Raw genomic sequence first — 14,933 nt, forward strand, 5'->3', positions numbered from 1 at the left:
GTCACATGATCGAAACTGAAAAACGTGTAGCGCCACTGGATGATGGGCCTGACTGGAACTTCGATCTGCTGGATACCTATCACCAAGAGATCGCTCGGGTCGCCCGCTTCTACAAGCTGGACACCTACCCCAACCAGATCGAGGTGATCACCGCCGAGCAGATGATGGATGCCTACTCCAGCGTCGGCATGCCCATCGGCTATCAGCACTGGTCGTTCGGCAAGCGCTTTATCCATACCGAGCGCAACTACAAGCGCGGCCAAATGGGACTGGCCTACGAGATCGTCATCAACTCGGATCCCTGCATCGCCTACCTGATGGAGGAGAACACCATGCCGATGCAGGCACTGGTGATGGCCCACGCCTGCTACGGTCACAACTCCTTCTTCAAGAACAACTACCTGTTCAAGGCCTGGACCGATGCCTCCTCCATCATCGACTACCTGCTATTCGCCAAGAACTACATCACCCAGTGTGAAGAGAAGCACGGTATAGAAGCGGTGGAGCAGTTGCTCGACTCCTGCCATGCCCTGATGAACTTCGGGGTCGATCGCTACAAGCGTCCCCAGAAGATCTCGATGGCCGAGGAGAAACGGCGTCAGAAGGCGCGGGAAGATTATCTGCAGACTCAGGTCAACGAGCTGTGGCGTACCCTGCCCAAGCAGCATAAAGCTGCTGGGGTGGAGGACAGACGCTACCCTGCCGAACCTCAGGAGAACATTCTCTATTTCATCGAGAAGAATGCCCCCCTGCTGGAACCTTGGCAGCGCGAAATAGTGCGCATCGTGCGCAAGATCAGCCAGTACTTCTATCCGCAAAAGCAGACCCAGGTGATGAACGAGGGGTGGGCTACCTTCTGGCACTACACCATCCTCAATCACCTCTATGACGAGGGCAAGCTGAGCGATCGCTTCATGATGGAGGTGCTGCACAGCCATACCAATGTGGTCTATCAACCTGCTTACAACAGTCGCTACTACTCGGGGATCAACCCCTATGCGCTGGGGTTTGCCATGTTTACCGACCTGCGCCGCATATGCGAAAACCCGACCGAGGAGGACAGATACTGGTTCCCCGATTACGCTGGCAGCAACTGGGTGGATACGCTGCATTTTGCCATGCAGAACTTCAAGGATGAGAGCTTTATCAGCCAGTTCTTAAGCCCGAAGGTAATGCGGGATATGAAGCTGTTCGCCATTGATGACGATGATCTGAAGAACTATCTGAAGGTCTCAGCCATTCACAATGACGAGGGCTATCGTCAGGTGCGTAATACTTTGTCGGCCCAGTACAACCTCAGCAATCTGGAGCCCAATATTCAGGTCTACAACGTGGCAGTAAAAGGGGATCGTTCCCTTACCCTGCGCTATGTCCCCCACAACCGCATACCCCTTGGCGACTCACGCCATGAGGTGCTCAAACACCTCCATCAGCTGTGGGGATTCGACGTGGTGCTGGAGCAGGATAACGGTGATCTGCCTGCAGATATCATCGGCCGCTGCCCGGAGCGTAAGCCGGGTATCTGAACCATGCGACCTCGCAAATGGCTCACTTCGGTGGGCCATTTTTTCGGCCTTCGCCTCTGCCTGCATCATCGCAGCACCACCTGAAAACCCGAACAAACCACAACATAGAAAGAGGCCCGCATGCTGTACGGGCCTATTTGGCTTGCGATCAATCTGCAGTTGTTATCAATAGAAGGTTTGCTGCTCCGCGGCCATCGCCTTGAGTCGGGCGCAAGGGGCGAACCGATCACCATGGCGCTTCTGGTAATACTCCAGACGGCCAACCAGATGATCGATACCGAGCTTGTCCATATAGCGGAACGGGCCACCGAGGAAGGGCGGGAAACCGATACCAAAGATGGCCCCGATATCGCCGTCACGGGCCGATGCAACCACACCACTGTCAAGGGTCATGGCCGCTTCATTGAGCATCAGCAGCACACAACGCTCGGCAATATCCTGCCTGGCAAGTTTGGCCACCGGCTTGATCCCCAGCACATCGTAGACGCTCTCATCCACCTTCTTCTTACCTTTGGCTGCCTTGCCATAGAGGTAGAAGCCCTTGCCGTTCTTGCGCCCCTTGCGATCGTTTTGCAGCAGCTTGTCGAACGCCTTGGGTGCCTGGAACTGCTCGCCACCCAACTCTTTTTCGAGGATGGGGGAAATCTTGGCCCCCACATCAATGCCCACTTCGTCAAGCAGGGTGATGGGGCCAACCGGGAAACCGAAGTCGAGCAACGCGCTATCCAACACTTCTACCGGCTCCCCTTCCAACACCAGACGTGCTGCTTCGTTCATGTAGGGAGCGAGGATGCGGTTGACGTAGAAACCGGCCTCGTCCTTCACCACGATAGGCGTTTTGCCCTGTGCGCGGGCGAAGGCCAGCGTGGTGGCCACGGTCTCGGCACTGGTGCCGGCGTGGGGGATGATCTCCGCCAGCGGCATCTTGTCGACCGGACTGAAGTAGTGCAAACCGATAATCCGCTCGGGGTGGCTCGCCACTGAAGCTATCTGGTTGATGGGCAGTGACGAGGTATTGGAGGCAAACACTGTGTGTTCACCACACTCACGCTCCACATCCTTCACCATCTGGTGTTTGAGATTGAGATCTTCAAACACCGCCTCCACCACCATGTCGACCCGGTGGAAACCGGAGTAGTCCAGAGTACCGGTCAGCAAGCTCATCTGCTTCTCAAGCTCACTGCGCAGGATATGACGGCGCTTGAGTTTCTTGGCCAGGATGTCGTAGCTGTAGCGCATGGCATTGCCGATCCCGGCGCTTGCCACATCCTTGATCCGCACCGGTACGCCCGCCTTGGTGGCGGTGACGAATGCGATGCCCCCCCCCATCAGACCACCACCCAGCACGGCCGCGTGGCCCACCTTGCGCGGCTCGGCCCCCTGATAGGTGACCTCTTTCTTCATTTCTGTGGTGGCAAAGAAGATAGAACGCAGGGCAGCAGACTCGGCTGTCATCACCAGCTCGCCGAAGTGGCGGGACTCGGCGGCGAGGCCAGCCTGCATCCCCTCCTCCACACCAATGCGCACCACATCCAGGATCCGCTCCGGCGCAGGGTAGTTACCACGCGTCTTGCTCATCACCCCTTTACGTGCCTGATCGAACAGCACCTTGCGGCCAAGCTTGTTGGTCTCCAGCAGCTTGCCCTGCAGATCCCGCTTCAACTCGTGGCGGGGCTTGCCCTTCTTGGCCAGCTTTATTGCAGCATCCAGCAAGATGGAGGGCGGCACCATATCGTCCACCAGCCCCAGTTTTTTGGCCTGTTTGGCCCGCACATGCTTGCCGGTCAGCATCAGATCAAGCGCCTTGGCCACCCCGATAAGGCGCGGCAGGCGCTGGGTACCACCGGATCCTGGCAGCAGACCAAGTTGCACCTCGGGCAGACCAAGCACGGTTTTACCGTGATCGGTCACCACCCGACCATGACAGGCCAGCGCCAGCTCCAGCCCGCCGCCGAGGCAAGGGCCGTGAATAGCGGCGATCACCGGGATGGTCAATGACTCGATCTCGGCAAAGATAACCTGTCCTTCTCGCGACAGGGTTTCTGCATCCTTGGCACTGGTGCAGGCGGCCAGCATAGTGATGTCGGCTCCGGCGATGAAAGAGTCCTTCTTGCCGGAGGTGATCACCAGACCGATCAAATCCTTGTTGCGTTTCACCTCGGCCAGCACGGTGCGGATCTCCTCCACAAAGGCGGCTTTCAGGGTATTCATGCTCTCGCCTGGCACATCCATGGTGAGAATACCAATGCCATCATGGCGAACATCCAGGGAAAAAGTCTTAGCGCTCATTATTCAACCTCCAACACCATAGCCACGCCCAATCCACCCGCCGCACAGGCGGTGTTGAGTCCCAATCCCCCACCACGACGACGCAGCTCATGCAGGGTCTGGGTTATCATCCGCGCACCGGTCGCGGCAAAGGGGTGGCCATAGGCCAGCGAACCACCGAGGACGTTGAACTTCTCCATGTCCACCTCGCCGATGGCCTGATCGCGGCCTAGCTTGTCACGGGCAAACTCGGTGCTGGCAAACATCTTGAGATTGGCCAGGGTCTGGGCGGCAAAGGCTTCGTGCATGTCGATCAAGGTGAGATCACTGAGCGTGATACCGGCTCTGTCCAGCGCCAGTGGCGAGGCATAGGAGGGCCCCATCAGCATGTCTTGCCACACATCGATAGCCGAGAAGGCGAAGCTGCGGATATAGCCTAGCGGTTCCAGGCCCAGCTCTTTCGCCCGCCCTTCCCGCATCAGCAACACAGCGGCGGCGCCGTCGGTCAGCGGGGTGGCGTTGGCTGCAGTGACGGTGCCATGAATCCGATCAAACACTGGCTTGAGCTTGGCGTAGCTCGCCAACTCCGAGCTTTCGCGGATATTGTTGTCCCGCTCGAGCGGCGACTTGTAGGGCGGTACATGGGCGGTAAACACCTCGCCACTAAGCTTGCCCTCGGCCCAGGCCTGTGCGGCCAGGGTGTGAGAACGATGAGCCAACGCATCTTGCGCTTCGCGGCTGATCTGGTGGCTCTTGGCCATCTGCTCGGCGGTCTGCCCCATGGAGAGGCCAGTGGAGTATTCCGCCACCGCAGGCGGCACCGGCAGCAGATCCTTGACCCGCAACTGGCGCAAAATATTGAAACGCTGCTGCAGATTGCGCGCCTTGTTGAGATCCACCAGAGCGCGTGCCAGCTTCTTGCTCACCCCGATAGGCAACACGGAAGAGGAGTCAGCACCACCGGCGATGGCGATATCTACCGTACCGGCCATGATGGATTCCGTGACGTTGGCCACCGCCTGAAAACTGGTGGCACAGGCACGAGAGACGCTATAGGCATCAGTGTTGACGCTCATACCGGTGCCGAGCACGATTTCACGGGCAATGTTGGGGGCTTCCGGCATCTGAACCACCTGGCCAAACACCAGCTGGTCGATAAGCTTGGGGTCGAGATCGGTGCGGGCGAGCATCTCGCTCACCACCAGCTTGCCGAGATCCACCGCAGGGACGCCATGATAGGCGGTCGCCTGCTTGGCGAATGGGGTGCGCAGCCCCGCCACGACGGCAATCCGTTCGCCCTGGCGAGTCGTCAGTTTCAATGGCTGTTTCATCCTGGCTCCTTGGGTTTATAAGGGAGAGGTCTGACCTCATTGCGCCACATCTTAACAATCCAATCACAAGTTTCATACAGCTGATTGAAACTAAATTCAGCAAGGCTGGCGCCCTTCACTCGCCCTTGTGGCTCAAGTGGAGTATAAAAAGATCAACTTCCATAAAAACAACGGGTTTATCGCATGGCAGCGGCGGAGTTCAAACAACTGAGGGACTATCTTGCCAGTCAAATTCTGGGACAGGATGAGCTCATCGAAGGGCTGTTGATCGCCCTGTTATGTGAAGGACATGTATTAATCGAAGGGGCTCCCGGCCTTGCCAAAACCCGCGCCGTCAAGGCACTCGCTGGTGCTGTCGAGGGGCGCTTCGCCCGCATCCAGTTCACCCCCGACCTGCTGCCGGCAGATCTGACCGGCAGCGAGGTGTTTCACCCGCAGGATGCCAGTTTTGTATTCCAGCCCGGCCCCCTGTTCAATCATCTGATACTGGCGGACGAGATCAACCGGGCGCCGGCCAAGGTGCAATCTGCGCTGCTGGAGGCGATGGCAGAACACCAAATTACCGTGGGCAAAAAGAGCTGGCGCCTGCCGCCGCTCTTTATGGTGGCCGCCACCCAGAACCCCATCGAGCAGGAGGGAACCTATCCCCTGCCGGAAGCACAGCTCGACCGTTTTTTGCTCAAACTGATAGTCGATTATCCGAGCCCGGCCATGGAGCTCGCCATCTTGCAGCTCAATGCCGGTGGCGAACAGCTTGGCGCAGCGCCAGTGACCCTGAGCCAGACCGCCTTGCAAGTTGCTCGCAGCGAAGTGCTGGCGGTCAGCATGCAGGGCAGGCTTGAACACTATCTGGTAGAGCTGGTCTGCGCAACTCGCCCCGGTAGCGGCCTCTGCCCTGCCCTTGAACCGCTGCTCGCGGTGGGGGCAAGCCCGAGAGCCACGCTGGCACTGGCCCGTACAGCCCGTGCCCGCGCCTGGCTGGCGGGACGGGATTTCGTGCTGCCGGAAGATATCCAGCTGCAAGCCTATCCGGTGCTGCGTCACCGCCTTATCCCAAGCTATCAGGCCCTGGCGGACAATCTGGATAACGACACCCTGATCGCCCAGCTACTGGATCAGGTGCCATGCCCCTAGCGCCGGACCTCCATCCTGATATCGCCCTGCCGCTGCCACAGTTGATCAAGATCCGCTACTGGGCCAAGGCCAAGGCGCCCCCCCGCGCGGGCAGAAGTAGCAGCGAACGCGGCAAACCGGGTCGCACTCCCGGGCTCACCTTTCGCGAGCTGCGCGCCTATCAGGCGGGTGACGAGGTACGTCATATCGACTGGCGGGTGACGGCGCGCCTTGGGCGCCCTTACACCCGTCTATATCGTGAAGAGCAGGATCAGGCGCACTGGCTGCTGCTCGATCTCTCCCCCGCCATGTATTTCGGCTCCACCATGCAGCTCAAGGCTCGCCTTGGCTGCGAGCTGGCGGCCGCCCTTATCTGGCGACATGAGAAACAGCACAACACCCTGATTTGCCATGGGATTGCCCCCCATCGCCAGAGCCAGCGGGGCAACGTGCTGCCACTGCTCGAATCCCTTTGCCACCACTACCGGCAGGGGCTGGCCCGCCAGCCGCTTTCCCAGACACTGGCCGATACTCTCGGACAAACGGCACTCCCCCATGGAGCCAGATTGACCGTCATTACCGATCACCGCCCCTGTGAATCAGCGCTCTGCCAACGACTGCAACACCTTTCGCTGCGTCACGATATTCACTACTGGCAGATCCGTGATCCGCTGGAAGCCGTGCTGCCACCAAGTGGTTTGCTGCCGGTAGCCATCAACCGGGCTTCAGCCCCCTATCAGGGTTGGCTCGATGGACAGCACAGCGGTTTTTCCCATCGCTACCAGCAGGCGGCCGAGCAGCAACTGCAACTGGGCAGGCAACAGCTGCTGCCGCTGGTACAGCGGCTCTATCTGCTCGATAACGGTCGGACACTGCAACAACAGTGGCAGGAGGGGTTATGTCATCAGGGATAGCGCTACTCCTGACCAGCAGTCCGGCATCAGAGGCCATTACTGCCCCCCTGAACGCCCTGCTGAAAGACAAGATACGGGACATTCATCCAGGCCCCGAGGTTGGCGAGCAACTCCTCGATCCCCGTTTACAAGCTCTGTTATGGCTCCTGATCCTCGTTTTGCTACTGGTGCTGATCATCAGATTGGCAATGCGAGTACAGCAATACAGGCGCTGGTGCAGGCAGCTGGAAGGCGATCCACAGCTGCTGGTCAATCGCATCCAGGATCACCTGCGCCAGGAGGCCCTGCATCGCTGGCCCGAGTCTCGCCTGTTGCAGGGCGAGGAGTGGCTCGCGTTTCTGGATCGTCAGGGCAGCACCCGCTTCAGCCAGTTTGCCCACCACTGGAGCAGCTGGCTTTATGGCAATCAGTCACCCGACCACGAACAGAGCGAGCAGCTTAAACAAAACTATTACCGCTGGGGACGTACCTATTTTCTGTACAAGCCACGGCAGGCGAGCAAGAGCCGAACAAGGGGAAACCGATGACCCTTGCCTGGCCCTGGTTTGCTCTCGCGCTGGTACTACCATTGCTGATGCGCTTCGGCCTGCCGCCCCTGCGCCACGGTTATCTTGCCCACCCCGGCTTTCCCCTGCTGCACGCCCATGCAGGCATGTCTTTGTGGCGAGCGGGGCTTATCTGGTGCGCCCTGATTGCGGCGCTCTGCCGTCCCCAGTGGTGGGAAGAGCCGGTGGTGCGCTATCAGGGGAGCCGTGATCTGCTGCTGGCGGTCGATCTCTCCGATAGCATGCGCACCCCGGATATGCTCGATAGCGGCGAGCAGCTGGCGCGCCTGACGGCGGTTCGCCAGCAAATCAAGAGATTGATCGCCCAGCGCGCCGGCGATCGGATCGCGCTGGTCGTCTTTGCCGATCACGCCTACCTGCTCTCTCCCCTGACCCAGGAGATCCCTGCGCTGCTGACATTGAGCGATGAACTCGATTTTGATCTGGTTGGCCGTACCACCGCCCTTGGTGAAGCGATCCTGCTGGCACGCCAGCATGCCGAGCGGGGTCGTCCGACGGCGCTGCTGCTGGTAACCGATGGGCGCAATACCGCAGGCAGTGCCGATCCGGAGCAAGAGGCCAAACTCGCCACAGCTCAGGGGATACGTATCTACACCCTTGGGGTCGGAGCCGACCCCGATACCTTTGTGCAGCCTTTCAATGACGCTGGCGCAGATCAGAGCGATCCCAGCAGCGAGCTTGATGAGCCCCTGCTCAAGCAGCTGGCCCAAATTGGCAATGGGCGCTATTTTCGCGCCCGCAGCCAGAACGATCTGGAGGCGATCAACGAGGCCATCAACCAGCTGGAACCGACCGCCCACCCCGTCGCCCACTATCAACCGGTGACAGAGCTTTACCCCTGGCCGCTGGCGCTGGCCTGTGCGTTGTTACTGCTGCCCGCAGGCCATGGCGGGGTAGATAACCGATTTACCCGCGCCCTGCTGCTGAGAATGAGACGATGGATCTGATCCTGCTCAGGCCACTTTGGCTACTGGCGCTCATTCCCTGGCTCTGGCAGGGATGGCGGCGGCGTCGCCAGCCCCCCATGCTGGCTCCTGCCATGCGTGCCTACCTGTTGCCAGAAGCTAAACCGGCTCGCCCCTGGCTCTGGCTGGCGACGCTACCGGTCATTCTGGCACTCAGCGGCCCCGCCCTGCGCAGTGAGGGGCAAGCGCAACCGGCCGCGCCGCTCGATATCTGGATCCTGGATCTCTCCCGCTCGATGCAGGCCACCGACCTAAAACCGGATCGTGCTACCTGGGTCAGGCTGCAACTTCAGCAACTGCTTGGCACTGCCAACAACGCCCGGATTGCGCTCGTTCTCTACGCTGGCGACGCCTATCTCGCCATGCCCCCCACCCGGGATCATCAAGCCATCGCCCTGCTGCTGCCCGATCTGCGCCCCGACATCATGCCGTTGCAAGGCAGTAACCCCGCGCGGGCCATCGCCCTTGCCATGAAACAGATTGCCCCCGGTGAGCAGGCACGTCTGCTGCTCATCACCGACGGCCTGAGTAACAAACAGATGGATGAGATTGCCGCGCTGTGGCCCTGTCAGGAGAGCCTTTTCTGTCACAACAGCAATAGCCCTCGACTCGATATTCTCCTTGCCAGCAGTGCAGAACCTGCGGCCATGCCACCCATTCCGGCCAATGAGCTGGGTTTTGCCACACGCTCCCCAGCCCGACTGGCCGCACCACAGAGCGAAGCCATGGCTACCCTGGCACGCAATCTGGGTGGCGAACTGCAGTGGCTGGGTAGCGAGCCTCCCCGTTTTGCCCCGCTGCCGACCACTACGGTGGCGCTCGCCCCGGCGCCGCGCGATCTCGGCCCCTGGCTACTGTTGCCGCTACTGCCCCTGGCGTTGCTTGCCCGGGTGGGCACCCAACTGCTCATTGCAATAACCATCGGCTGGTCACTGCTGGCGCCAGCCCCGACGCAAGCCTCCCCCACACCGGCATCACCAGACGAGCAGGCGATGCAAGCCTATCTGAAAGGAGAGTACCGGCTGGCAGCCAGCATATTCGGCAACCCGGTATGGCGCGGCAACGCCTGGTATCGTGCTGGCGATTATCGGCAAGCCGTTGCGGCCTACGAGCAGGAAACAAGCGCGACCGCCCACTACAACCGGGGCAATGCGCTGATCCAATTGGGGGAACTGGCCGCAGCCAAAGAGGCCTATCTGGCCACACTGGCCCTTGAGCCGCGCCATGAGGATGCACTCTATAATCTCTCGCTACTGCAAGGCGGTGAGTCAACGGCACCTGCAGAGGCTACGCCCAACAACGTATCCCGTAAGCCGGAGCAAACACCGGCTGAAGCGGTACCACTGCCCCCTGCGCCGCCAGTGCTTTTGCTGGAACAGCGGCTGCGCAAAGAGGCGCTGCGCCGTGAGCTCATCAAGGTAGAAGAGCCATGGTGAAGCACACGTTCTGTTCGCTACTGCTTGTGATGTTGAGCCTCCACGGCTGGGCACAGCCACGTGCCGAATTGCTGCCTGGTGCCACCCCGGCTGACTGGTTGCTGGTGATCGAGGCGGATGGGGTCCGTCAAGGCAACGAGCTCGAGATCACACCGCTGCTGCGCCAGTTTGCTGTGGGCAGAGTCACCATGAGTCGGGTATCCACCCCGGTGCAGCAGTTGACCCGCTGGCAGATCCCGTTGCACCTGACCAGCCAGCCAAATGATCCTGCCAGCATGGTGATAACCCCGCTCAAGCTTGGCAACGAGTGGACACCCGAACTGACACTCAAGGCCCCCCCACCACAGCCGACTCTGCCTGCACCACCTCGCCCAGCCGCACTGGAGATGGAGGCCCAGATTGATCATCAGGGCCCCCTCTATCCCGGTCAGCCAGTGATCTATCGGCTCACGCTCTGGCTCCCCACCACCATGCAGCAGCCCGGGCTCAGTGAACTCAACTCGCCCCATTTCATCATTCGCCGCCTTGGCAGCGATGAGTGGCTTCCCCCAGTGCAGAGCGGGCTGCCCGGCAGATTGACCCGAAGCTGGCTTATCCAGGCCAAGGCACCGGGCCTCTGGCTTATCGACTCCCCGCGACTACAGGGGCAATTGCCCCAAAACGGAGGCCAGCTGCAGCGCCTTGCCGCCCGAGCTGCCCCCCTTCAGGTACGCGTAGATCAAGCACCCGCGACGCCGGTAGCCAGTCGCTTGCTACTGACCCAGCGGATAGAGCCATCGGCAGAGGGGCACGCGGGGGAGCCGCTGATCCGGGTCATTACCATCACGCTCGAAAATGGCGACAGCAGTCAGGTGCAGCTTGCCCCTCTTATGGCGCAGCAGCTCCCCGCCGGGTTGCAAGCGCACCCCGATGGCGAGCAGCAGCAGGAGCGTTATCGGGCGGGCAAACTGCTGTTTGAACGGGAGTGGCGCCAAACTCTGCTGGCCGGCGAGGCAGGAGAGTATCAGCTACCAGCGCTCACCCTGCCCTGGTTCAATACCGCAAGCGGTCGTATAGAACAGGCGAAGCTGCCTGCCACTCGCCTCGTTTTCCAACCGGCCAGCCGGCAAGGTGCGGGCGAGTCACTGCCACTGGCCAACGAGAGCCTCTGGTGGGTATTGCTGGCGCTGCTGCTGCGAGGCATAAGACGCAACAGTCCGCGCTGGCTCGCCTTCTATCGTCTGCAACGAACACTTGCCAGCCAGCAGAGCGAACAAAGCCGCCTGGCCCTGCGCCATTGGGTCTCGCTTTTCGCCCCATCCGTTTGGGCCAAACCGGCCAATACAGAGCAGTTGCAAAGATGGCAAGCCGAGCTGGATCGCGCCTGCTTTGCGCCCTCGGCACCGGTCGTGCCATGGCACACAATCTCCCGTGATCTCTGCCATGTTGAAACAGCGGGGATTGCTCAGCTCCTTGCCCTGATGGCCCACCGGTTCCCCTTGCGGGGTTAACGCAGCCTCCACCACAGGAGATACTCCTATTGCTCTTTTTTAGAAAAAAGCGGGGTCAGCCTCATAAAAGTGGTAATGATCCGGCCACTTTGCCGGTCTATGACCCTATGGCTGACAAACAAACCAAATTCGAAGCGCTGGTTCATGCGCTGCACAAGGATATCTATCGCTACGCCTACTGGCTGGTGAGGGATCCTCACATCGCGGAAGATCTGGTGCAGGAGACCTTCCTGCGAGCCTGGAAGGGTATCGACGCCCTGCAGGATGATCAGGCAGCCAAAGGCTGGTTGATCACTATCTTGCGCCGGGAGAATGCCCGCCGTTTCGAGCGCAAACAGTTTGATCTGGTGGATCTGGACAACCATCCCCAACCCCAACCCGATGCGCTACACAGCGAAGAGGAGATGGAGAACGAGTGGTTGCATCGTCACATTGCCCGCCTGCCCGAAGAGTATCGGGAACCCCTGATGCTGCAGGTGCTGGGCGGATTTAGCGGTGAGGACATTGCCGAACTGCTCGGGCTCAACAAAAACACGGTCATGACAAGACTTTTTCGCGCCCGCAACCAGCTGAAAGAGGCGATGGCACAGAAGAAATTATCAAGAGGAGATGGACATGGATGAACTGGAGTTTCGCCGTCGCGCCATGATCCAGCCCGACGATCCGCAACCCGACTTCCTCGAGGCTGCCCGTGCCAGCCCTGCCAATCAGCGCTATCTCGACGAGATGAAAGCGCTCGAACAAGACATTGCACGTACCATGAGTATCGAGCCGCCGTCAGGACTGGCAGAGCGGATCCTGCTCAAACAAGCCCTGCAACAGAGTGAAGAGAAACAGGAGAACACGCGGCATGTTGCCAGCAGCACTGTGCCGAAATCCCATTGGCGGGCCTTGGCCATGGCTGCATCCGTCGCTTTTCTACTCGGAGTGAGTACCCGATGGATAAGTTGGCCTGCCAGCTCCGATCAAACACTCTCCCTCGCTCAGGTGGCGATGGCCCATGTCTATGGTGAGGAGCCGTTTATCGAAGGTATCGATGAGCGGGTCAATTTGCAGAGCATCAACGCCAAGATGGAGAAATATGGCGCGACCCTGAGCGGTATGGATGGTCTCAAGGTAACCTATGTCAACCACTGCGCCTTCTATCAGGGGCCGGCACTGCACATGGTGATCCAGGGCAAGATGGGACCCGTTACCCTCTTCCTGGTTCCCAAGCATGTTCCTCTCTCTCTGCAGCCCAGTTTTGAAGATGGCACCCTCAAAGGAGAGATCGTCCAGTTTAAAGGAGGAAATATGGTACTGATTGGCCAGATGAAGGAGCCGCTTGCCCCCGTCGCTACGGCCCTGCAATCACGACTTCACTGGAACATTTAACGAACAGAATCTATCGATAAAAACAGGCAGCGACATCAGCCAGCTGCCTGTTTCCCCTCTCTTTCCCGACCCATTACCTGCTTTTTGTCGCAAAATTGCGAAAAACAGCAAAATTATTTTTGTGAGCAGGATCAACCGTTTCGCCTAAAAAACACCCTATCCCACCCCGTAAATGATGAATTAAACATCAGGTTAAAACAAATGATTAACAGATCGATCACTTTTATGTATTCTGCTGTCACTGGTCTGATTTCTTACCTCCTACCAGATACATAGAATCACGCCAGAATTGATTCGGAAGAAGCTGAAATAAAAACGGATTTTGTCGAGGTTTGCATTGAACATGCCGCCAATATCGACAAAAAATCTGCCTACAAGAGAGACCACCATGACGACAACTATGTTTAAGAAGAGCCTGATTGCCGCCACCATTGCGCTGGCCACCGGTCAAGTCCATGCAGCGGCATTCCAGTTGAACGAGCACTCAGCCTCCGGTCTGGGTCGTGCCTATGCTGGTGAAGCAGCCATTGCCGACAACGCCTCCGTTCTGGCCCGCAACCCTGCAGCCATGACTACCTTCGACAAGATGGCAGTTTCTGTATCCGGTACCTATATCAAGCCGGATGTGGATGTTGAGGGGAAAACCAGCGGAAATCTGACCACAAAAGCAGGTACAGTTCCCAATTACTTCAATCGTGATGCGTCCGCTTCGGATATCGCTCCTGCGGCTTTCGTCCCTGCGTCCTATTTCATTCAGCCGCTGAATGATAAGTGGGCATGGGGTATTGGGCTTTTCTCCAACTACGGTCTCTCTACCGAGTACGACAAGAATTTTGCCGCTGGCTCAGGCGCTGGTGATACAGAACTCTTAACTTTCAATATCAACCCGAATATCGCCTACCGCATCAACGAACAATTCAGCATCGGTGCTGGTATCAACGCCGTGTATGCTGAAGCCGAATTGAACCGTTATGCAGGGGTATTGGCTCCTACATTGACTGCGGCAACAGGCGTACAACATTCTGCTGATACAAAAATTGCAGGGCTGAAGGGTGATACATGGGGCTTCGGCTGGAACGTTGGTACTTTGTATGAAGTTAACGAAAACCACCGTTTTGCTTTGACCTATCGCTCCCAAGTTGATCTCAGTTTTGATGGCGACTTTAACGGCACCAGCTCTAACTACAAAACTGTTGACGGAAACCTGAAACTGGATCTGCCAGCTCAAGCCGAGTTTGCAGGTTATCACCGTTTGAACCAGCAGTTTGCCGTCCACTACTCTGTCAACTGGACTGACTGGAGCGCCTTCGAAGAGCTCAAAGCAACCAGTTCTCAGTGTTCAAAAGGTGTCTGCCTGCAAAAAGATGAGAAGTTCAAAGATTCTGTTCGTTACTCTATCGGTGGTACTTGGTACATCAACCCGTCATGGGAAGCTCGTATGGGCTTTGCATATGACAACTCCCCTATCGAAGCTGAGTACCGTAGTCTGAGTATCCCCGACTCTGATCGTATCTGGTACAGTGCTGGTGCCACCTACCATATCAACCCTGATATGAGTGTTGATTTCGGTATGGCCTATCTGGATGGTAAGAAGGTTGATGTAAACGAAGGCCTCGTTAGCCATGATGGCACAGTGAATAACCCACGCTGGCAGGGCACTTCCCACGGCAACGCCTTCCTAGCATCTGCCCAGTTCAACATGAAGTTCTGATTGTTGAGCAATCAAAAAGAGCGCCGCAAGGCGCTCTTTTTTTATGCAAGATCTCGCTTTCAGCGCACACATGTAGCACACACCTGTTTATTTTTCTTTTTTAATCAATCTATTAGAGCTAGTTTCATCAGCATTTAATCCCGTTTTTCCCTGATGTACTCCCTCACCGTTGCCTTGCTGGTCGTACCATATAAAATCCCGCCCTCAATGATATGGCCGACTGAACATTCGGTATTCAC

At 58.3% G+C, this 14,933-nt stretch carries 12 protein-coding genes; 10 read left to right on the forward strand and 2 right to left on the reverse strand.

Annotated features, from left to right (window positions below; all coding sequences use genetic code 11):
* Nucleotides 1-5: 5 nt before the first annotated feature.
* The gene (locus NOM67_RS03910) at nt 6-1,526 is read left to right on the forward strand and encodes a SpoVR family protein (RefSeq protein WP_203976334.1); all 1,521 of its coding nucleotides are present in this window, start codon (nt 6-8) and stop codon (nt 1,524-1,526) included.
* Nucleotides 1,527-1,691: 165 nt separating this feature from the next.
* On the opposite strand, the gene fadJ is transcribed toward NOM67_RS03910, so the two are convergent.
* Both fadJ and fadI read right to left on the reverse strand, forming a co-directional pair.
* Nucleotides 1,692-3,815 (reverse strand): fatty acid oxidation complex subunit alpha FadJ, encoded by a 2,124-nt coding sequence (gene fadJ / locus NOM67_RS03915; protein WP_255933962.1) that lies wholly within the window; start codon nt 3,813-3,815, stop codon nt 1,692-1,694.
* A complete protein-coding gene (fadI, locus tag NOM67_RS03920) occupies nt 3,815-5,125 on the reverse strand; it encodes an acetyl-CoA C-acyltransferase FadI (RefSeq protein ID WP_255933964.1) in 1,311 nt (436 codons plus the stop codon). Before fadI ends, fadJ begins: the two co-directional genes overlap by 1 nt.
* A gap of 183 nt (nt 5,126-5,308) precedes the next feature.
* Here fadI and NOM67_RS03925 point away from each other — a divergent pair, with 183 nt between their 5' ends.
* The 9 genes from NOM67_RS03925 to NOM67_RS03965 all read left to right on the forward strand — a co-directional run bounded on the left by NOM67_RS03925 (nt 5,309) and on the right by NOM67_RS03965 (nt 14,694).
* Nucleotides 5,309-6,259 carry a MoxR family ATPase gene (locus NOM67_RS03925; protein WP_203976340.1) on the forward strand — a complete coding sequence of 317 codons (951 nt, stop codon included), beginning with the start codon at nt 5,309-5,311 and terminating at the stop codon, nt 6,257-6,259.
* Nucleotides 6,250-7,152 (forward strand): DUF58 domain-containing protein, encoded by a 903-nt coding sequence (locus tag NOM67_RS03930; protein WP_255933967.1) that lies wholly within the window; start codon nt 6,250-6,252, stop codon nt 7,150-7,152. The genes NOM67_RS03925 and NOM67_RS03930 overlap by 10 nt, the downstream gene beginning before the upstream one ends.
* Nucleotides 7,137-7,679 carry a DUF4381 domain-containing protein gene (locus NOM67_RS03935; protein ID WP_156852710.1) on the forward strand — a complete coding sequence of 181 codons (543 nt, stop codon included), beginning with the start codon at nt 7,137-7,139 and terminating at the stop codon, nt 7,677-7,679. Before NOM67_RS03930 ends, NOM67_RS03935 begins: the two co-directional genes overlap by 16 nt.
* Entirely contained in the window at nt 7,676-8,665 is a 990-nt protein-coding gene (locus NOM67_RS03940) for a VWA domain-containing protein (RefSeq protein ID WP_156852709.1), read from the forward strand. The genes NOM67_RS03935 and NOM67_RS03940 overlap by 4 nt, the downstream gene beginning before the upstream one ends.
* Nucleotides 8,656-10,119 carry a VWA domain-containing protein gene (locus NOM67_RS03945; RefSeq protein WP_156852708.1) on the forward strand — a complete coding sequence of 488 codons (1,464 nt, stop codon included), beginning with the start codon at nt 8,656-8,658 and terminating at the stop codon, nt 10,117-10,119. The genes NOM67_RS03940 and NOM67_RS03945 overlap by 10 nt, the downstream gene beginning before the upstream one ends.
* Nucleotides 10,113-11,609, forward strand: coding sequence for a hypothetical protein (locus NOM67_RS03950; RefSeq protein ID WP_255933972.1), 1,497 nt, complete (start codon nt 10,113-10,115; stop codon nt 11,607-11,609). Before NOM67_RS03945 ends, NOM67_RS03950 begins: the two co-directional genes overlap by 7 nt.
* Nucleotides 11,610-11,629: 20 nt before the next feature.
* On the forward strand, nt 11,630-12,232 hold the full coding sequence (locus NOM67_RS03955; RefSeq protein WP_255935127.1) for a sigma-70 family RNA polymerase sigma factor: 603 nt from the start codon (nt 11,630-11,632) through the stop codon (nt 12,230-12,232).
* On the forward strand, nt 12,225-12,983 hold the full coding sequence (locus tag NOM67_RS03960; RefSeq protein ID WP_156852706.1) for a DUF3379 domain-containing protein: 759 nt from the start codon (nt 12,225-12,227) through the stop codon (nt 12,981-12,983). Before NOM67_RS03955 ends, NOM67_RS03960 begins: the two co-directional genes overlap by 8 nt.
* Nucleotides 12,984-13,371: 388 nt before the next feature.
* Entirely contained in the window at nt 13,372-14,694 is a 1,323-nt protein-coding gene (locus NOM67_RS03965; protein ID WP_156852705.1) for an outer membrane protein transport protein, read from the forward strand.
* Nucleotides 14,695-14,933: the final 239 nt, after the last annotated feature.

This window comes from Aeromonas sp. SG16 (genome assembly GCF_024436135.1).
GTDB classification, from domain to species: Bacteria; Pseudomonadota; Gammaproteobacteria; order Enterobacterales; family Aeromonadaceae; genus Aeromonas; species Aeromonas jandaei.